This is a genomic window from Croceicoccus sp. Ery15, from assembly GCF_020985305.1.
In the GTDB taxonomy this organism is placed as follows: domain Bacteria; phylum Pseudomonadota; class Alphaproteobacteria; order Sphingomonadales; family Sphingomonadaceae; genus Croceicoccus.
In genome coordinates this window covers 2808415-2827354 of the sequence record NZ_CP087588.1, presented here as the reverse complement: position 1 = coordinate 2827354, position 18940 = coordinate 2808415, and the positions used below count along the sequence as shown (strand labels likewise).

At 61.8% G+C, this 18940-nt stretch carries 20 protein-coding genes; 11 read left to right on the top strand and 9 right to left on the bottom strand.

Annotation, left to right across the window (positions count from 1 at the left end; all coding sequences use genetic code 11):
* Window positions 1–37: 37 nt before the first annotated feature.
* From coaE to LOZ77_RS13875, 4 genes are read right to left on the bottom strand one after another with little or no spacing between them, the layout of a single operon-like run.
* On the bottom strand, window positions 38–649 hold the full coding sequence (coaE, locus tag LOZ77_RS13890; RefSeq protein WP_230279591.1) for a dephospho-CoA kinase: 612 nt from the start codon (window positions 647–649) through the stop codon (window positions 38–40).
* Window positions 646–1509 carry a shikimate dehydrogenase gene (locus LOZ77_RS13885; protein ID WP_230279590.1) on the bottom strand — a complete coding sequence of 288 codons (864 nt, stop codon included), beginning with the start codon at window positions 1507–1509 and terminating at the stop codon, window positions 646–648. Before LOZ77_RS13885 ends, coaE begins: the two co-directional genes overlap by 4 nt.
* Window positions 1506–2084: a nucleoside triphosphate pyrophosphatase gene (locus tag LOZ77_RS13880; RefSeq protein ID WP_230279589.1), complete on the bottom strand. Its 579-nt coding sequence runs from the start codon at window positions 2082–2084 to the stop codon at window positions 1506–1508. The genes LOZ77_RS13885 and LOZ77_RS13880 overlap by 4 nt, the downstream gene beginning before the upstream one ends.
* Before the next feature lie 10 nt (window positions 2085–2094).
* A complete protein-coding gene (locus LOZ77_RS13875) occupies window positions 2095–2940 on the bottom strand; it encodes a pyruvate, water dikinase regulatory protein (RefSeq protein ID WP_230279588.1) in 846 nt (281 codons plus the stop codon).
* Between the two features lie 333 nt (window positions 2941–3273).
* On the opposite strand from LOZ77_RS13875, the gene hemE reads away from it, so the two are divergent.
* From hemE to rho, 3 genes are all read left to right on the top strand, one after another.
* A complete protein-coding gene (gene hemE / locus LOZ77_RS13870) occupies window positions 3274–4302 on the top strand; it encodes a uroporphyrinogen decarboxylase (RefSeq protein ID WP_230279587.1) in 1029 nt (342 codons plus the stop codon).
* A gap of 74 nt (window positions 4303–4376) precedes the next feature.
* Window positions 4377–4820 (top strand): CopD family protein, encoded by a 444-nt coding sequence (locus LOZ77_RS13865; RefSeq protein WP_230279586.1) that lies wholly within the window; start codon window positions 4377–4379, stop codon window positions 4818–4820.
* Between the two features lie 235 nt (window positions 4821–5055).
* Entirely contained in the window at window positions 5056–6309 is a 1254-nt protein-coding gene (gene rho, locus LOZ77_RS13860) for a transcription termination factor Rho (RefSeq protein WP_230279585.1), read from the top strand.
* A 12-nt stretch (window positions 6310–6321) separates the two neighbouring features.
* On the opposite strand, the gene LOZ77_RS13855 is transcribed toward rho, so the two are convergent.
* Together LOZ77_RS13855 and LOZ77_RS13850 are read right to left on the bottom strand one after the other, a co-directional pair.
* On the bottom strand, window positions 6322–7938 hold the full coding sequence (locus LOZ77_RS13855) for an FMN-binding glutamate synthase family protein (protein WP_230279584.1): 1617 nt from the start codon (window positions 7936–7938) through the stop codon (window positions 6322–6324).
* 9 nt (window positions 7939–7947) lie between these two features.
* A complete protein-coding gene (locus LOZ77_RS13850) occupies window positions 7948–8646 on the bottom strand; it encodes a dienelactone hydrolase family protein (RefSeq protein WP_230279583.1) in 699 nt (232 codons plus the stop codon).
* Between the two features lie 115 nt (window positions 8647–8761).
* Between LOZ77_RS13850 and LOZ77_RS13845 the strand changes: the two genes are divergently transcribed.
* The 6 genes from LOZ77_RS13845 to LOZ77_RS13820 all read left to right on the top strand — a co-directional run bounded on the left by LOZ77_RS13845 (window position 8762) and on the right by LOZ77_RS13820 (window position 14688).
* A complete protein-coding gene (locus tag LOZ77_RS13845) occupies window positions 8762–9019 on the top strand; it encodes a DUF6489 family protein (RefSeq protein ID WP_230279582.1) in 258 nt (85 codons plus the stop codon).
* A 45-nt stretch (window positions 9020–9064) separates the two neighbouring features.
* Window positions 9065–10348, top strand: a complete 1284-nt coding sequence (gene mnmE, locus LOZ77_RS13840) for a tRNA uridine-5-carboxymethylaminomethyl(34) synthesis GTPase MnmE (RefSeq protein ID WP_230279581.1) — start codon at window positions 9065–9067, stop codon at window positions 10346–10348.
* Between the two features lie 74 nt (window positions 10349–10422).
* Window positions 10423–12282, top strand: a complete 1860-nt coding sequence (mnmG, locus tag LOZ77_RS13835; protein WP_230279580.1) for a tRNA uridine-5-carboxymethylaminomethyl(34) synthesis enzyme MnmG — start codon at window positions 10423–10425, stop codon at window positions 12280–12282.
* Complete coding sequence (rsmG, locus tag LOZ77_RS13830) at window positions 12279–12950, top strand: 16S rRNA (guanine(527)-N(7))-methyltransferase RsmG (protein ID WP_230279579.1); 672 nt, start codon at window positions 12279–12281, stop codon at window positions 12948–12950. Before mnmG ends, rsmG begins: the two co-directional genes overlap by 4 nt.
* Window positions 12947–13723 carry a ParA family protein gene (locus tag LOZ77_RS13825; RefSeq protein WP_230279578.1) on the top strand — a complete coding sequence of 259 codons (777 nt, stop codon included), beginning with the start codon at window positions 12947–12949 and terminating at the stop codon, window positions 13721–13723. The genes rsmG and LOZ77_RS13825 overlap by 4 nt, the downstream gene beginning before the upstream one ends.
* Window positions 13720–14688, top strand: a complete 969-nt coding sequence (locus tag LOZ77_RS13820; RefSeq protein WP_230279577.1) for a ParB/RepB/Spo0J family partition protein — start codon at window positions 13720–13722, stop codon at window positions 14686–14688. The genes LOZ77_RS13825 and LOZ77_RS13820 overlap by 4 nt, the downstream gene beginning before the upstream one ends.
* Here the strand turns inward: LOZ77_RS13820 and LOZ77_RS13815 are convergent.
* The gene (locus tag LOZ77_RS13815; protein WP_230279576.1) at window positions 14685–15167 is read right to left on the bottom strand and encodes a GAF domain-containing protein; all 483 of its coding nucleotides are present in this window, start codon (window positions 15165–15167) and stop codon (window positions 14685–14687) included. The two genes, LOZ77_RS13820 and LOZ77_RS13815, sit on opposite strands and share 4 nt — an antisense overlap.
* 113 nt (window positions 15168–15280) lie before the next feature.
* Between LOZ77_RS13815 and LOZ77_RS13810 the strand changes: the two genes are divergently transcribed.
* Window positions 15281–16660: a sorbosone dehydrogenase family protein gene (locus LOZ77_RS13810; protein WP_230279575.1), complete on the top strand. Its 1380-nt coding sequence runs from the start codon at window positions 15281–15283 to the stop codon at window positions 16658–16660.
* Here the strand turns inward: LOZ77_RS13810 and LOZ77_RS13805 are convergent.
* The gene (locus LOZ77_RS13805) at window positions 16657–17499 is read right to left on the bottom strand and encodes a DUF815 domain-containing protein (protein ID WP_230279574.1); all 843 of its coding nucleotides are present in this window, start codon (window positions 17497–17499) and stop codon (window positions 16657–16659) included. The two genes, LOZ77_RS13810 and LOZ77_RS13805, sit on opposite strands and share 4 nt — an antisense overlap.
* A gap of 82 nt (window positions 17500–17581) precedes the next feature.
* Between LOZ77_RS13805 and LOZ77_RS13800 the strand changes: the two genes are divergently transcribed.
* Window positions 17582–18541, top strand: coding sequence for an L-threonylcarbamoyladenylate synthase (locus LOZ77_RS13800; protein ID WP_370638014.1), 960 nt, complete (start codon window positions 17582–17584; stop codon window positions 18539–18541).
* Window positions 18542–18557: 16 nt separating this feature from the next.
* Here the strand turns inward: LOZ77_RS13800 and LOZ77_RS13795 are convergent, their stop codons facing one another.
* A complete protein-coding gene (locus tag LOZ77_RS13795; RefSeq protein WP_230279573.1) occupies window positions 18558–18887 on the bottom strand; it encodes a hypothetical protein in 330 nt (109 codons plus the stop codon).
* Window positions 18888–18940 lie beyond the last annotated feature (53 nt).

Below are 18940 nucleotides of genomic sequence, written 5' to 3'. Positions count from 1 at the left end.
AGAAATGAAAGGGCGGTCCTTTGGGGCCGCCCTTTTGCTATGCGGCAAGCGCGGCGATCAGCGACTGTACCTGCGCGCGCGTTTCCTCCAGCGGGCCGCCATTCTCGATGATATAGTCGGCCCGCTCGCGCTTTTCGGCATCGGGCACTTGCAGCGCCAGAATCTCGCCGAATTTCGCCTCGGTCATGTTGGGGCGTGCCAGCACGCGGGTGCGCTGCACGCTGGCGGGGGCGGAAACGACTGCCACCCCGTCCAGCCCGCGCGTGCCCGTTTTCTCGTAAAGCAGCGGGATATCGAACACGATCAGCGGCGCATCGCGATTTTCTTCCATGAACGCGAAACGCTCTTCCGCGACGGCGGGGTGAACGATGGCTTCCAATCGCCGTAGTGCTTGCGGATCGGCAAAGACAATCGCGCCAAGATCAGCCCGCCGCACGCCTTCGGGGCCGGTGGTGCCAGGAAACGCCTCTTCAATGGCGGGAATCAGCAGCCCGTCGGGCCCTTGCAACCTGTGTACTTCGGCATCGGCATCGAAAACCGGCACACCGGCATCGCGGAACATGGCTGCCACGGTGGATTTACCCATGCCGATCGATCCGGTCAGGCCCAGAATGAAAGGGCGGTGCCCGCTCGTTCCGTTAACGCTCATGCCGTCAATATATCGCGCAAAACGGCGTCTTCGCCGCGCGGAGCGGGCTGGCCGAAAAATTTCTCAAACGCATAAGCGGCCTGTCCGATCAGCATCGACAGACCGTCGATTGTGCGAAAGCCCCCTGTGGCAGCGGTTTTCAGAAACTCCGTTTCCAGCGGGCTGGTAACGATTTCATAGCAGATCGAACGCGGCGGAATATGGCTGGGGTGCAATTCCAGCGGAGGGTTACCCGCCATGCCCAGCGGGCTGGCGTTGACGACCACGTCAAGGCAACCGACGCGGTCGTCGAATGCGAAACCGGTCGGTTCGGCCAGCGACGAAAGCGGGGCGGTGTGATGCTCTCCCTCGGGGTCCAGCTCGTCCAGCAAGGCGCGGCCCTTGGCGGGATTGCGGCCGAATATCACGATGACAAAGCCATGGTCGGACAATGCCTTGACCAAGGCGCGCGCCGCGCCGCCGTTTCCGATGATCCGCGCCATGCGAAACAGATGCGGCTGGGCCAGATCGTCGAGCAGCGGTTCCAGAAAGCCGGGCGCGTCGGTGTTGAAACCGGTCAGCGATCCGTCCGGCTGGCGCACCACCGTATTGACTGCGCCGATAGCGGCGGCGGCGGGGTCGATGGCATCGATCAGCGACATGATCGCCTGCTTGTGCGGCATGGTCACATTACAACCGCGCCATGCCTGATCAGCACGGCGGTCGGCAATATATCCGGCCAGTGCATCGGGCGTGACCTGACAGCGCCGGTAATCGCCTTCCAACCCCAGCCTGTCCAGCCAGAATTTGTGAATCACCGGCGATTTCGATTGCGCGATCGGATCGCCGATGACTTCGGCATAGGGAAGATCCGTGCTCATCGCGGCATCGCCCCGAACTCGCGCAATGCGCCCAGTACCGGCAGCAATGGCATTCCCAGCACGGTGAAATAATCCCCTTCGATTGCATCGAATAATTGCACGCCCAGTGCCTCTATCCGGAAAACGCCGACGCACCAGCCCACTTCGGGCCATTCCTTGTCCAGATAGGCCTCGATAAAATCATCGCTCAGGACACGGACATGCAGGCGGGCAAGCGCCTTATGGCTCCACACGATATCGCCGTCGCGGACAAGCGCGGCGGCGCTGTGCAGGTTCATGCACCGGCCTGAGAAGAAGCGCAGATGTTCGGCGGCATCGCCGCGGCTGGCGGGCTTGTCGAAACGGCGGCCCTCCACCTCGACCAGCGAGTCGCTGCCCAATACCAATCCGCCGGTTTGCGGCACGGCCAGTGCCTTGGCTTCGGCCAGTGCCAGTGCGATATCCTGCGCGACAGCGCCTGCCATCTGCGCCTCCAGCGCACGCTCGTCCAGATCGGCGGGACGCGATTCAAATGGAACGCCTGCCTGTTGCAGCATTGCTTGCCGCGACGCGCTTTTCGATGCGAGAATAATCATGCGTACCCGTTCATACCGGCTTGGGACCGGGATTGCCCTTTGACATGCCGCTCTGCCGTTCGTTGACCAGATTGATAACGGCCGCAGCGGTTTCCTCGATCGAGCGGCGAGTAACGTCGATCACCGGCCAACCGTTATCGGCGAACATGCGGCGCGCATATTTCAGTTCCTTTTCGACACGATCCTGATCCACATAATCGGTTTCGGGTGTCTGGTTCAGCGACAACAGGCGGTTGCGGCGGATCTGGATCAGCCGGTCGGGCGATGTCGTCAGCCCCACGACCAGCGGACGGCGCAGGCCGAACAGCACCTTGGGCGGCGGCGATTCGACCACGATGGGGATATTGGCAGTGCGGAATCCGCGATTGGCCAGATAGATCGAGGTTGGCGTCTTCGACGTGCGCGATACGCCTGCCAGCACGATATCGGCCTCTTCCCATTCCTCCCACATCAAGCCGTCGTCATGGGCGATGGTGAACTGGATCGCCTCGACCCGCGCGAAATAGGCTTCGTCCATGCGGTGCTGGCGGCCGGGCCTTGCATGCGCCTCCTGCCCCAGCAGGCTAGACAGGCTGCGCGTCACTTCGTCCAATGCGGAAACGGTGGCCAGACCGGCCTCGCGGCATTTCGCTTCCAGCCGTTCGCGGATATCCTGATTGGCCAGAGTGAACAGCACCAGCCCGGGATTGCGCGTGATTTCGCCCATGATCCGGTCCAGATGCTGCTGCGAGCGCACCATCGGCCAGAAATGCCGGTCGACATCGGCCCCTTCGAATTGCGCCAGCGCGGCCTTGGCAATCATTTCCAGCGTCTCGCCGGTGGAATCCGACAACAGATGCAGGTGAAGGCGGGTCATGGAGTTGGGCGGATTCCTGTTGGCGGGGCTCAAAACGGCTTGTGGACGATTGCGTCGATAAATCACGGGACGAAGGCGGGGACAAGCGAAAGCACGGATTCCATCCCCGTTGCGAGTCCATGCATTGGTCGGCTTGTGGACAGGCGGCGGTTTCGCCCACAGCCTGTTCATAAGGCGAAGAACTAGCGTTTGACTCAAGAGCCGTGCGGATTCGGGAAACGCGATTTGCAGTGGCCTTGCGGTGATAATTCGGGCAATCGCGGCAATCCCCGCAATCCACAGGGCCAACAGAGTCCTAAATCCTTTCAATAAGAATCTTTATTTTGGAGAATCATGGCAGGCCCTCTTCTCGAAACGCTGAAAGGCAGGAATCTCGACCGGCGGCCCCTGTGGCTGATGCGGCAGGCGGGACGCTATCTGCCCGAATATCGCGCCTTGCGGGCGGAAAAGGGCGGTTTTCTCGCCCTGGTCTATGACAGCGAGGCCGCGGCCGAGATCACGATGCAGCCCTTGCGCCGCTTCGGGTTCGACGGGGCAATCCTGTTCTCCGACATTCTGATCGTGCCCTATGCGATGGGGCAGGACCTGGAATTCCTGGCGGGTGAGGGACCCAAGCTGTCCCCCCGCCTTGCCGATAGCGCGTTAAAGGCGCTGGAAGCCGTGCCACAGCGCCTCGATCCCATTTACCGGACCGTGGGGCTGGTAAAGGCCCAGCTCGGCCCTGAGCAGACGATGCTGGGCTTTGCGGGGGCGCCCTGGACCGTCGCCACCTATATGGTGAACGGCGAGGGGAGCCGCGACCAGCATGCGACGCGCGAACTGGCCTATCGCGATCCGGCTGCGTTTCAGGCGATCATCGACGGGATCGTCGAGGTGACGACGACCTATCTGATCGGCCAGATCGAGGCAGGTGCCGAGGCCGTGCAGATTTTCGACAGCTGGGCAGGCAGCCTTGCGCCCGACGAATTCGGCCGCTGGGTAATTGCGCCCACCGCCCGCATCGTCAGCGCCGTGCGCCAGCGTTGCCCCGGTGTGCCGATCATCGGCTTTCCCAAGGGCGCGGGCGAGAAGCTGGTCGCCTATGCGCGCGAAACGCTGGTCGATGCGGTCGGTGTGGACGAGACGGTGGATATCGCGTGGGCAGCACGTGAATTGCCCGATGGCATGCCGCTGCAAGGCAATCTCGATCCGCTGCGCCTGCTGGCAGGCGGCGAAGAGCTGGAGCGGCGTGCGCGTTTCATTCTCGACGCCTGTGCGCACCGGCCGCATGTGTTCAATCTGGGCCATGGCATCGGTCAGTTCACGCCGATCGAGCATGTCGAAACGCTGCTGAAAGTGGTGCGCGACTGGGAACGGCCGTGACCGGGGCCGGCCATCCGGAATTTCCGGCGGGCACCCCCTTTAACCCGCGGACCGGCGCCGCTATCTAGCCGGTTATGCAAGAGGCGCTTTCGATGATCTACCTCTGGCTGAAGACCGGCCATATCATCTTTGTCGTGTTCTGGATGGCGGGGCTTTTCATGCTGCCGCGCCAGATGATCTATATGCATTCCGCCGCGCCGGGTTCGGATGAAGAGGCTTTGTGGGCCAAACGGATCGGCCTGCTCGGCAAGATCATTCTAAACCCCAGCATCGTGGTTGTCTGGGTGCTCGGGCTGGCTCTCGCCTATGTGCTGGGCGCATGGAGCGAGGGGTGGTTCCACGCCAAATTGCTGCTGGTCGTTCTGATGTCCGCCTATCACGGGATCATGATGGGCAAGGCACGCAGGATGGCGCGCGGCGAAAGGCCGATGAGCGAAAAACAATTGCGCATGTGGGGCGAAGCGCCCGCAGTGCTTTTGGCGCTGATTGTCGCTTTGGTGGTCGTCAAACCGTTCTGATTGTGCCCCGTGCGGCACCGGTTTGCGACAAAAGGTGACAGGGTAAGCGCCGAACGGCGATTGACCTTGCGCCGCGCGACCCTTATCTTGCCCTCGTCTTTCGGCAGGAACTGCGCATCCATGCAGTGCTTCTGCCCCAGCCTTTAAAACCGAATAACGTCCTGCCTTCGCCGAATCTGCGTGCGAATTTCCGGTTCAAGGACGCCAAGCGGACCTCCCTAATCGGAACAAGAAAATGCATCTGAAAGAACTCAAACAAAAGACCCCCGCCGAGCTGGTCGAAATGGCCGAAGAGCTGGGCGTCGAGGGCGCGTCGACGATGCGGCGCCAGGACCTGATGTTCGGCATCCTGAAAGAAGTTGCCGAGGACGAGGAAATTCTTGGCATCGGCACGATCGAGGTTCTGCCCGACGGCTTCGGCTTTCTGCGCAGCCCCGAAGCCAATTATCTGGCCGGCCCAGACGATATCTATGTCTCGCCCAATCAGGTCCGCAAATTCGGCCTGCGCACCGGTGACACGGTGGAGGGCGAGATTCGCGCCCCGCGCGACGGCGAACGCTATTTCGCGCTGACCAAGCTGCTCAAGGTGAACTTCGACGATCCCGATGTCGTCCGTCACCGCGTCAATTTCGACAACCTCACCCCGCTCTATCCGGACGAGAAGCTGATCCTCGACACCAAGGATCCGACGGTGAAGGACAAGTCGGCCCGCGTGATCGATATTATCTCGCCGCAGGGCAAGGGGCAGCGCGCGCTGATCGTGGCGCCGCCGCGCACGGGTAAGACCGTGCTGCTGCAGAACATCGCCAAGGCGATCACCGACAACCACCCCGAAGTGTTCCTGCTGGTTCTGCTGGTCGACGAACGGCCCGAGGAAGTGACCGACATGCAGCGCTCGGTGAAGGGCGAGGTGATTTCCTCTACCTTCGACGAACCCGCGCAGCGCCACGTGCAGGTTGCCGAAATGGTGATCGAAAAGGCGAAGCGCCTGGTCGAGCACAAGAAGGATGTGGTGATCCTGCTCGATTCGATCACGCGTCTGGGCCGTGCCTATAACACTGTCGTCCCGTCGTCGGGCAAGGTGCTGACCGGCGGTGTCGATGCGAACGCGCTGCAGCGCCCCAAGCGCTTCTTCGGTGCGGCCCGCAACATCGAGGAGGGCGGCTCGCTCTCCATCATCGCGACCGCGCTGATCGATACCGGCAGCCGCATGGACGAAGTGATCTTCGAAGAGTTCAAGGGCACCGGCAACTCGGAAATCGTGCTCGATCGCAAGGTCGCGGACAAGCGCATCTTCCCCGCGCTGGATGTCGGCAAGTCCGGCACTCGCAAGGAAGAGCTGCTGGTCGGCAAGGAGCAGCTGTCGAAGATGTGGGTCCTGCGCCGCATCCTGATGCAGATGGGCACGATCGATTCGATGGAATTCCTTCTCGACAAGATGAAGGATTCGAAGACCAACGAAGACTTCTTCGCTACGATGAACCAGTAATCCGGCGGCGGGTTAGCCCACCATCCGGAATGTCTCTGCGCTCGCCGCATTCCAGTGGCGGGCATAGGGGGTGCTGTCGGCATCATCCAGCAGCACGCCGGGTTCGAGGAAAGTGTAGAAGCGGTCCATCGAATCCGACCGCACCGGATTCATCCGCTCGCGGATATGGTGCGGCTGGATCTGCCACGGATTGTCGAGGCCCATGGCGACCACGATTTCACGTAGGCCGTGCAGGGTCTGGCGCTGAAAGCGGGCGACGCGTGTCGCTTTGTCGTCCACCACTAGCCCGCGCTGGCGTGTCGCGTCCTGCGTGGCGACGCCGGTGGGGCATTCGTCGGTGTGGCATTTCATCGATTGCACGCAGCCCAGCGCGAACATGAAGGCGCGCGCCGCATTGCACCAGTCCGCACCCAGACCGAAATTCATCGCAAGACCGGCACCCGAATGCACCTTGCCGGCCGCGGCGATCTTCACTTGAGGTTTCAGCCCCGTGCCGACCAGCATGTTGCGCAGCATGATCGTGCCCTCGCGCAGCGGCATGCCGACGCGGTTCGATAATTCGACCGGCGCCGCACCCGTGCCGCCTTCGGCTCCGTCGACGACAATATAATCCAGCGTGATGCCGGTTTGTAGCATGGCCTTGGCCATCGCCATCAACTCGTGCGGTTGTCCCACGCACAGCTTTACGCCCACTGGCTTGCCGCCCGACAGATCGCGCAATTTCGCGCACCATTCGATCATTTCGATCGGAGTGGAAAATGCCGGATGGGCAGCCGGAGAGATGCAATCCTCGCCCACGCCCACGCCGCGCGCCTCGGCAATTTCTTCAGTTACTTTGCTACCGGGCAACATGCCGCCATGACCGGGTTTCGCGCCCTGGCTCAGCTTGACCTCGACCATCTTGACGGAGTCGGCTTGGGCGCTGTCGGCAAAGCGGGCGGGATCGAAACTGCCGTCCTTGTTCCGGCACCCGAAATAGCCGCTGCCTAGTTCCCACACCAGATCGCCGCCATGCGCGCTGTGGTAACGCGAAATGCCGCCCTCTCCGGTGTCGTGATAGAAACCGCCTTCGGCCGCGCCCTTGTTGAGCGCCATGATGGCATTCGCGGACAGGGAGCCGAAGCTCATCGCCGAGATATTGAGCAGCGCCGCCGAGTAGGGCTTGCTGCACTGGTCCGATCCGACCTGACAGCGCCATTCCTCCGGCGCGGCCGCATTGGGCGCGATGGAGTGGCTAAGCCATTCATATTCCTCGGAATATACATCAAGTTCGGTGCCGAAGGGATGCGAATCCAGCTGGCCCTTGGCACGGGCATAGATGATGCGGCGCTGGTCGTGGCTGAACGGGCGGCCTTCCAGATTGGATTCGATCAGATAGGACCGGAAATAGGGCCGGAAATCCTCCATCAGCCAGCGGAACCGCGCGACCAGCGGATAATTGCGGCGCAATGTGTGCTTTTTCTGAAAGAAGTCCCACACGGCCAGCGCCAGCAGGGGTAATGTGACCCAAGCCAGCCAGCGCATTGGCGCCCATGCCAGCGCCAACCCGCTTAACAACAGCAAGGCCAGTGGCAGGCCATAGCGGGTCAGCAAATCGGCGGAACTGCGCCAATGCGCCTGATTTTGCATAGGGAAGCCTTAATCCAGATGCGCGGCAAAGAACTCGGTGGTGCGCTTGTCTGCCAATTGTGCGCCTTCCTCGTTCCGCCTTTTACCGAACTGGGTGGCGAATCCGTGGTCCAGCCCTTCGTAATCGTGCAGCGTCACCTTGGGGTGCGGGTCCAGCCCTTCGTGCATGGCCTTTTGCGCATCGGGGCCGACGAAGCCATCGGCTGTCGGGATATGCAGCATCAGCGGATTGGCGATGGCGTGGCTTTCGTTCAGCATCTGGTCGATCATCACGCCATAATAGCCGACCGAGGCGTCGATATCGGTGCGCGTCGCCATCAGATAGGCAAGCCGCCCACCTGCGCAGTACCCGACGCAGCCGACCTTGGCGACACCCTGCTCGCGGCGGACCCAATGGATCGTCGCTTCCAGATCCTTGACCGCCTGAACGAAATCGAACTTGCCGAAATAGCCGAAAGCTTCCTGCATTTGCGCTTCGACATCGGGGTCAAGCTCGATGCCCGGCTCGAAACGGAAGAACAGATCGGGCGCGACCGCCAGATAACCGTCGCTGGCCAGCCGGTCGCATTTGTCGCGGATGCCTGCGTTTACGCCGAAAATCTCCTGAATCACGATGATGGCTGCCTTTGGCGAACCGGCGGGACGGGCGACATAGGCGCCGAAGCTGGCGTCCCCTTCCAGCGTGGCGATCGTTTCTGCGAATTCCATGGCCGTCTCTCCTTTTGCGCGCGCGGTTGCAACCAATGCATAGGAAGCGCGATTGGACTTTGCCACCCGTCTGTGACAGCGTAAGAGAACGGAAATTGCTCCACGGGGAAAGCCGATGAAAGTGAATGTCGAATTCGATTGCTCGCCGGAAGAGGCGCGGCGCTTTCTCGGCCTGCCCGATGTGTCCAAGGCGAACGAATTCTATGTCGATACGCTGATCAATACGATGAAGGGCACCGGCAATCTTGAACAGCTGCAGGACATGATCAAGCAATTCACCCCGATGGGCGAGTTCGGCATGAAGATGTTCCAGCAGATGATGGAAACCGGCGCGCTGGCTGCGTTCGGAAAGGGTGGCAAGACCAGCAATTGAATTGATGCTGGACCTTCGCCCCTTGTGAGGGCAGGGGGCTGACCCATGGCTGACAGCGATACGATCTTCGCCCTGTCGAGCGGTAATCCGCCTGCGGGGATTGCGGTAATCCGCATCAGCGGGCCGCGCGCGTTGGCGGTTCTGGATAGTCTGGGCGGGCGCGTACCGCCGCCGCGCAGGGCCAGCGTGATGCGGCTTCGCGATCCCCTTGATGGCAGTCTGCTGGATGAGACTCTGGTGCTGGCGTTGCCCGGCCCGGCCACGGCGACGGGTGAGGATTGCGCGGAACTGCACCTGCATGGCGGCCGTGCTCTTGTTACGCGCGTGCAGCAGGTTCTGGGCCGTCTGGAAGGTATGCGACGGGCAGAGGCCGGCGAGTTCACCATGCGCGCCTTTCGCAACGGGCGTATCGATCTGGCAGAGGCGGAAGGTCTGGCCGATCTGTTGAGCGCTGAAACCGAACTGCAATTGCGCAATGCACAGGCGCTGAGCGGAGGTGTACTCTCGCGCAAGGTGCATGAATGGCGTGACGAGGTGCTGGCGATCTCTGCGCGTGTGGAAACGTCGATTGATTTTGCGGACGAGGGGGATGCAGAGGGTATCGATCCCGGTTTTTCGAACGATTGCAGCGACTTGGCCGAGAAATTGAGCCACTGGCTGGATGCACCGCGCGCGGAGATCTTGCGAGAGGGTTTTCGCGTGGCCATCGGCGGCCCCCCCAACGCGGGTAAAAGCAGCCTTTTCAATGCTTTAATAGAGGAAGAGGCAGCAATAGCCACTCCCATCGCCGGTACAACGCGTGATGCGTTGCATCGGCCTGTCGCTTTGGGCGGTGTGCCGTTTCTGTTCGTCGATACGGCCGGTATACGCGATGAGACCGGCGATGTGGTCGAGGCCATCGGAATCGAGCGGGCAGGGCAGGAGCTGGCGCGTGCCGATCTGGTGCTGTGGCTGGGGCCGGATGGCGAAGGGCCTGCCGGTTGCTGGGAAGTGCAGACCAAGACCGATCTCGTCGAAGCAGTAGAGTCAGGCGCAATGTTCCATGTATCTGCTGTGACGGGCGAGGGGATTGAGAGGTTGCGCGCCGCGTTGATCGAAATCGCGCGTGAAGTGATGCCGAAACCGGGCCAGCTGGCGGTGAACGTTCGCCAGGCTTCGCTGATCGCCGAGGCGACTGCAGCGCTACGCGACGCTGGCGACGTTACCGATCCACTTTTGATCGCCGAAGGATTGCGTCGGGCGCGGCTCGCATTTGATCGGTTGCTGGGCAACACTGGGACTGAAGATATGCTCGATGCTTTGTTCGGGCGATTTTGCATCGGTAAGTGAAAATGTTCCACGTGGAACATTTCCGGCGTCGGTTCTGCTTTGACGCTGTTGCGCGACGGTAGTAAGGCGGGCTCATGCATAATTTCGATGTGATTGTTGTCGGGGCCGGACATGCCGGTTGCGAGGCCGCCGCTGCGGCTGCGCGCATGGGTGCGTCGACAGCTTTGATCACATTCGATCGGCGCAAAACTGGCGCCATGTCCTGCAATCCGGCCATTGGCGGATTGGGAAAAGGGCACCTCGTCCGCGAGGTCGATGCGTTCGATGGTTTGATTGCCCGTGCGGCAGATCATGCGGCTATTCACTATCGTATGCTGAACCGGTCAAAAGGTAGCGCTGTTCAAGGTCCGCGTGTGCAGGCCGATCGAAACCTGTTCCGGCAGGCGATCCAGTCGATGATTTCTGCCACGCCCGGCTGCACGGAGGTTGAGGGTGAGGTTTCTGCACTGCTGATGAGTGGCGGTACGGTCTCGGGCGTTGCACTCGCCGATGGGACCGTCGTCAGTTCCAAGGCTGTAATCCTTTGTACCGGTACGTTTCTCGGCGGACGCTTGTACCGCGGAGAGGAGCGGTTTGAGGGTGGACGCATCGGAGAGAATGGGGCGCAACGGCTTGCGGAGCAGCTGCGTGAAGCAGCGCTTCCCATGGCGCGCCTTAAGACCGGTACACCGCCACGTCTGGATGGCCGGACCATCGACTGGCAGCGGTTGGAACGCCAGCCGTCAGACGCCGATCAATGGGTTATGTCGCCGCTCACGAAAGCGCGGATCAACCCTCAATTGTTCTGTGCGATCACGCGCACCAATGAGAGGTCGCACGATGCCATCCGCTCGGGATTGGATCGATCGCCTCTGTTTTCGGGTGCGATCGATTCTCGTGGGCCACGTTACTGCCCCTCTATCGAAGACAAGATACACCGGTTTCCGGACCGGGATGGTCATCAGATATTTCTGGAGCCGGAAGGGCTCGATACGCATTTGATTTACCCCAACGGCATCAGCACCTCGCTGCCGGTTGATGTGCAGCATGCAATGCTCACCTCGATCGAGGGGCTAGAGCACGTGCGCGTTGTCGAGCCAGGCTATGCCGTCGAATATGATCATATTGATCCCCGTGCCCTGACCCGTGAACTAGAGGTCAAGGATATTCCCGGTCTCTATTGCGCGGGCCAGATCAACGGGACCACCGGCTATGAGGAAGCTGCCGCCCAAGGGCTATTGGCGGGGCTTTATGCAGCAGCAAAGGTGGCGGGGCGCGACGGTCCAATACTCGATCGAGCAAACAGCTATATGGCGGTCATGGTCGATGATCTGACTCTTCAGGGTGTGTCAGAGCCTTATCGAATGTTGACTGCCCGCGCAGAATACCGCCTTCGCCTGCGTGCGAATAATGCGTCGACCCGGCTGACACCGATCGCCATAGAGATTGGCTGCGTCGGTGCTGACCGTCGGAATTGGTTTGAGCGTCGGAGAAAAGATGGTGATCGGGTACAGGAATGGCTTGAACGCCCCCTAAGTCCGGCTGAAATTGTTTCACGTGGAACATCGGTGCGGAGCGATCTCGGAAAAATCGCGCTCCACGAGTGGAGTCGGTTCGAGGATGTTCGAAGTCGAATTGGCGATTGGGCCATGGAAGACGGCATTTCATCGGATAGGGACTTGCTTGGCGAGATCGAAGAAGATCTCCTCTACGCGCCCTATCTCGACCGGCAGGATGCAGAACTGCGTGATCTTCGAGCGGCCGAGGCAAATCTAATTCCAGCATGGTTCGACTATGCGGCGATACCCGGCCTATCGAATGAAATGGTCGAACGGCTGACCAATGCCCGGCCGGAATCGGTTGCGGCTGCGGGGCGAGTAGCAGGCGTCACCCCGTCGGCATTGGCCACGCTTGTAGTCAATTTGCGTAAACAGCTGCGTGATCGTGCGGCATGACTATTGACCCCGCAGATAGACAAACCGCCGTCGATTGGCTTCGTAACGAACTGGTAGTCGATGAGGCACGCATCGAGCTACTGGACCGGTTTGTAGCGTTGCTTTTGGATGAAGCGAAGCGGCAGAATCTAATCGCCAAGGCCACTATTCCCGCTGTTTGGTCCCGCCATGTTCAGGATAGCGCGCAGCTCCTATCGCATGTTCCACGTGAAACATCGCTGGATTGGATCGACCTTGGCTCCGGCGCCGGCCTACCTGGCATAGTGAATGCTATCATTGCAGCGGACAGCAACTTCACCTTGGTCGAGCGGCGACCGCTGCGTACCGAATGGCTTGAACGCGCGGCTGCGGCGCTGGATTTGACCAATGTGCAGGTTATGACGGCGCCGGTATCGGCAGTTCCTGATCGCACATTCGATGTCATTACGGCCCGCGCCTTCGCGCCCATGCCCAAACTGTTCAACATGGCCCAAAGATTTGCGACGGGGAAAACCCTGTGGATTTTGCCCAAGGGACGCAGTGCAAACGATGAGTTGAAGGCGATACCGGGTTGGCAAGACACGTTCCACGTGGAACCTTCCATAACGGATGACGAATCGGGAATCGTCATCGGACGGATCGATCCAGCCAGACTCCCGGCACGGGCTAGAAACGGGGTGCGCCGATGATTGTGATTGCGATCGCCAACCAGAAGGGTGGCGTGGGGAAAACGACGACGGCGATCAATCTTGCGACGGCTTTTGCGGCGTCGGGTTGGCGGACCTTGCTGATCGATCTCGATCCCCAAGGCAATGCGTCGACCGGCCTTGGAATCCCTCGCAATGAGCGTGAAAACTCGAGTTTCGAGCTGCTTCTCGATGGCCTCGATCTGAAGGAGTGCAGTCGTGCTACCTCGATACCGTTGCTCGACATCGTTCCTGCGACGGTCGACCTGTCGGGTGCAGAGGTTGAACTGGTGAATGCACAGGACCGGACGCAGCGCCTGCGCCGCGCACTGGATGGAACCTCTGATTACGACATCGCCTTTATCGACTGCCCGCCATCGCTTGGTCTCTTGACGTTGAATGGGATGGTGGCATCGGACAAGCTGCTGGTCCCGTTGCAATGCGAATTTTTCGCGCTCGAAGGGCTTAGCCAGTTGCTCCAGACGGTCGAGCAAGTGCAGCAGCGCTTTAACGAAGGGCTGGGCATTGTCGGCATCACCTTGACCATGTTCGACAGGCGAAACCGCCTGACCGATCAGGTGGCGGAAGACGTGCGCGAGGTATTGGGCGATTTGGTCTTCGATACCGTCGTTCCGCGCAATGTCCGCCTGTCCGAAGCGCCGAGCCACGGTGTGCCGGCGCTTGTCTATGATCACAATTGCGCCGGTTCGCTTGCCTATATGGATCTGGCTCGTGAATTGATTGACCGGTTGCCGAAACGGAGGAAAGCGGCATGAGCAAGACCGCCGCGAAAGAAGATACGAAACCTGCTGCAAAGCGCCGCGCCGCGCTTGGCCGCGGGCTTGGAGCCTTGCTAGGCGACGCCCAGCGCGAAGAGCCGGTTTCGCGCCCGCAGGAAAGTACTAAGCATGTTGCGCCCCCAAGCGATGGCCCGACCAGCGGACTCGCCGCGCTGGCAATCGCTTCGATCGAGCCGCACCCTGAAAACCCCCGTGTCGACTTCGAGGAGGGCGCCTTGGAAGAGCTTGCCGCGTCGATTGCGTCGCGCGGTGTGATTCAGCCGGTGATCGTGCGTCCTGCGGGTGGCGGGCGCTATCAGCTGGTGGCGGGTGAGCGCCGGTGGAGGGCAGCACAAAAGGCGCAACTCCATGAAATTCCAGCCATTATTCGCGATCTGGATGACCGCGAAGTTACCGCGCTGGCCCTGATTGAGAATATTCAGCGCGAAGACCTTAATCCGGTCGAGGAAGCGCGAGCCTATCGCCGTCTCTCCGACCGTGATGGCATGGCGCAGGCCGAAATCGCCCGCCTCGTCGACAAGTCGCGCAGTCATGTCACCAATCTGATGCGTCTGCTGGCCTTGCCCCAGCCGGTGCTGGTGATGGTCGAAAAGGGCGCCCTGTCGATGGGCCATGCCCGCGCGCTGATCAATTGCCCCGAGGCGGAGGCGATTGCCGAAAAGGCGGTGGCCAAGAAGCTGTCGGTCCGCGATGTCGAAAAGCTCGTCCGCAAACAGGCGGCGGGCGAAACGGCGCAGCCGACACGCCGCGTCGCGCGCGAACCGCGCGGGCCGGAGAATGCCGATATCGCAGCCGTGCAGACCCAGCTGGAGGACGCGCTGGGGTTGCCGGTAACGATTCAGGTCGATGCCGATCCGGCGTCGGGCACGGTCACGATCCGCTATAAGACGCTGGATCAGCTTGATCTGGTGTGCCAGCGCCTGACAGGCGGCGAAATCTAGATCCGTTCTGAAAGAATCGCGGTAAGGGCTTCTAATCCCTTGCGATCTTCCTCGTCGAAGAAGTCCGGTTCGGGGCTGTCGCAATCGATGACGGCGATGGCCTTGCCGCCGCGCATGACGGGGACGACCAGTTCCGACCGGCTGGCAGCGTCGCAAGCGATATGGCCGGGGAAGGCGTGGACATCGGGCACCAATTGGCTTTCGCCGGTTTCCGCTGCCGTGCCGCACACACCCTTGCCGAACGGGATACGGATACAGGCGGGCAGACCCACGAACGGGCCCAATACCAGCTCTGAACCCACCGACCGGTAAAATCCGCCCCAGTTCAGACCCGGCACGAAATGCCAGATCAGCGCCGCGACATTGGCCATATTCGCCACGCCATCGGGTTCGCCTGCGGTGATCGCATCGGCAGCTTCGCACAATTCGCGATAGCGGAGGGGCTTGTCGGCGGGGTCGCTGGGCTGAAAGCTGAACATGGGCGGCGCTCTACGCCCTTCCTGCCGGGCATGGCAATGGAGATTGGGGCGTTGCGGCGATCGCGGGCAATGGGCCGTTGCCGGTTTCACCCTGGCAGACTATTGATCGCGCCATGTCTGCAACGCTTCGCAAAACGCTTGTCATTATCGCGATCATCATTGTCGCGATCGTCGCCATCGGCTGGTATCTCCTGCAGCCCAACAAGGCCAAATACGGTGATGAGGAGCTGACCGGCACCGATCCGCTGATCGCCGGGATCGAGGAGGAGACGATCCCCTCGCTTGGCATAATGGACCCAGTGGGCTGGGCCGATGGCGAGGCGCCCGTTGCGGCCGACGGCCTGCGGGTCACCCGCTTTGCGCAGGGGCTGTCGCATCCGCGATCGATACTGGTGCTGGAAAACGGCGACGTGCTGGTGGCGGAGACCAACCGCCAACCGTCGAAACCCCGCAATTTCACCGATCGCGCCGCGGGTTGGTTGATGGGCAGGGCAGGGGCGGGCGATCCGTCGCCCGACCGGATCATATTGCTGCGCGATACCGACAATGATGGCGTGGCCGACAGCCAGAACGTGCTGCTGGACGGGCTGAAATCGCCGTTCGGCATGGCCGTGCGCGAAGGGCGGCTGATCGTTGCCAATACCGATGCAGTGCTGTCCTTTCCCTTCACACCCGGCGACACCACGATTGCCAAGGGCGGGGAATGGCAATTGATGGCGCTGCCCGGTGGCGGCAATCACTGGGCCCGCAACCTGTTGCTGTCGCCCGATGGCAACCAGCTTTACGTGACCGTCGGTTCGGCCAGCAATATCGGCGAAAATGGCATGGCACTGGAAGAGGGCCGCGCCGCGATCCATGAATATGATTTCAGCACCCAAACCCATCGCAAATTCGCGGGTGGGCTGCGCAATCCGATGGGGCTTGCCTTTAATCCCGACAGCGGCGAGCTTTGGACCACGGTGAACGAACGGGACATGCTGGGCCCCGATGTGCCGCCCGATTACCTGACCAATGTTCCGATCGGTGCGCAATATGGCTGGCCGTGGATCTATTGGCGTTTCACCTATGACGAGCGGGTGGAAGCGCCGATGCCGCAATATCTGCAGGAATATACGCGCTGGCCCGAATATGCGCTGGGCGCGCATGTCGCGCCGCTGGGGCTGGTATTCGCCAATGGCGGTGCTTTGGGCGAGACGTATAAGAGCGGTGCCTTTATCGCGCGGCACGGGTCATGGAACCGTTCGCCGCCAGCCGGTTACGACGTGATCTTCGTACCGTTTGACGATCGCGGCAATCCGGTCGACGGAAAGCCGCTGACCGTGTTGTCGGGCTTTCTGGGCGATGACCTGAAAACCACGCGCGGCCGCCCGACATGGCTGGCGTGGGATGCGGCGAGAGGGGATACGACGGGCGGTCTTCTGCTTAGCGACGATACGGCCGGGATCATCTGGCGCATCACCGCAGCCCCTGCCGCACAACCGGCACAGGACTAATCGAGCACCCGTCCGGCGCGGCCCGCCAGTTCGGCGATATAATGCCGCGCCACGCGCCCCGAACGCGAACCGCGGCGGCGCGACCAGTTCAGTGCCTCATTCCTGTTCTCTGTGTCGTCGATGTTCCAGTCCAGATCGTAGTGTTCGGCATAACCGGCGATAATGGCGAGATATTCGTCCTGATCGCATTTATGGAAACCGACCGACAGGCCGAAACGGTCGGCCAGTGCCAGCGCATCGTCCATATCGTCGCGCGCATTGACGGGGTCGTCCTGCTGGTCCTGCGTTCGGGCGACGATATTGCGGCGGTTGCTGGTCACCGCGATCCGCACATTGGCAGGGCGGGGCGTGACGCCGCCTTCCAGCATGGATCGCAGTGCGCGGGCGTCTTCTTCATTGTCAAAACCGATATCGTCGATGAACACCAGAAAGCGCCGCGTCCGCCCCTTTAGCAATGCGAACAAGGCGGGCAGCGTGTGCAACGCATCGCTGGCTGCCTGTACCAGCGCGATATCGCCGGCCGCGCTGGCGGCGACCACGGAAGAGCGGACCAGTGCCGATTTCCCCATGCCCCGCGCGCCCCACAGCAACATGTCATGCGCCTCGGCCCCCTGCGCAAGGCGGCGGACGTTATCGGCGATCACGTCGCGCTGCCGGTCGATCCCGCGCATCAGTTCCAGCGCGGGCGCGGCAATGCGGTCATGCCCGTGCAGCGCCGATCCGTCCCAGCCATAGGACGGCATGGCATCCGGATCGCTTGCCCTGTCGTCTGCGGGCGCGATGCGTTCCAGCGCGGCGGCAATGCGGGCAAGCAGGGAATTGGTTTCGCTATCGGACATGGGTTGGGAAAGCCTCGGGTTTGTAAAATGCTTCTGAACGGATCATCTTGTCGCTCGCACGCCAAGCCTATAGCGACGGCGCATGAGCGCTGCCAATGCCGAGAATACGACACCCCTGATCCTGCCCATGGGCGAGGAGGCGCTGACACGCGCTGTCAGCGCGTTAGAGGCGGGCGAGCCGGTCGCTGTGCCGACCGAGACGGTTTACGGCCTGGCAGCCCGCGCAGACAGCGACGGTGCGGTGGCAGCGATCTATGCCGCAAAGGGACGGCCCAGTTTTAACCCGCTGATCGTCCATGTCCCCGATACCGATGCCGCGCGCGGGCTGGCAGAGATCGATAGCCGTGCCGCAATTCTGGCCCATCGGTTCTGGCCGGGGCCGCTGACCATGGTGTTGCCGCGCCGCGCCGGTGCGCCGTTGGCCGATGCGGTGACGGCGGGATTGCCCACCGTCGCGATCCGCTGTCCCGCGCATACCGCGATGCAGGCGTTGTTGCAGCGTTGTCCGTTCCCGCTCGCCGCGCCATCGGCCAATCGCAGCGGCGCGATCAGCCCCAGCACGGCGGCGCATGTGGCGACTTCCCTGCAAGGGCGGATCGGGCTGGTGATCGATGGCGGCGCGACGCAGCAAGGGATCGAATCGACCATCGTCGCGCTGGATCCGGCCGGCTGGCGCATCCTGCGCCCCGGTCCGGTGGCACTGGAGGATCTCGTCGCTGTGCTGGGCAGTGAACCTGCCGCCACCGCGCAAGACGGCACGATCGAGGCACCGGGGCAGCTTGCCAGCCATTATGCGCCCGGCAAACCCGTGCGTTTGAATGCGCGAACGGCGCATGCGGACGAATATCACATCGGTTTCGGCGCGATCGCGGGGGACATCAACCTGTCGGCCGGTGGTGATTTATATGAAGCTGCCGCGCGTCTTTATGCCTGCCTCCACCACGGGGCCGAAAGCGTGCAGCCGCGCATCGCGGTCGCGCCCGTGCCGCAATCGGGCATTGGTGCTGCCATCAACGACCGGCTTTCCCGCGCCGCGGCCTGACCAGAGGCTACTACCCTCAGCCTTGCGGCGGTTCGGCGGGGATCGTCGGCAGCAATTCCTGAATCTCGGCATAGATCCGGCGCGCTTCCTCGCACGCTTTTTCCTTGCCGCGATTACAGTCTTCCATTTCGTCGGCGTATTCGCGTTCCAGCTTGCCCAAACGCTCCTCGCGCTTGCGCAATTCGCGGCCGCGATTCTCGTCCGCTTCGCTTTGGCTGGTGGTGACGGCATCGACCGCGCTGCCCGCAGCCTTTACCGGCAGGGTGACGACATCGACCACCGTGCCGACGCACCCGCCAAGGGCAGGTACGGCCAGCAGGATCGGGGCAATAGCACGCAGTCGCATGGCGGCATTCTCCTTTGAATGCCGCCTAGCATGACGGATCGGGATGGACGAAG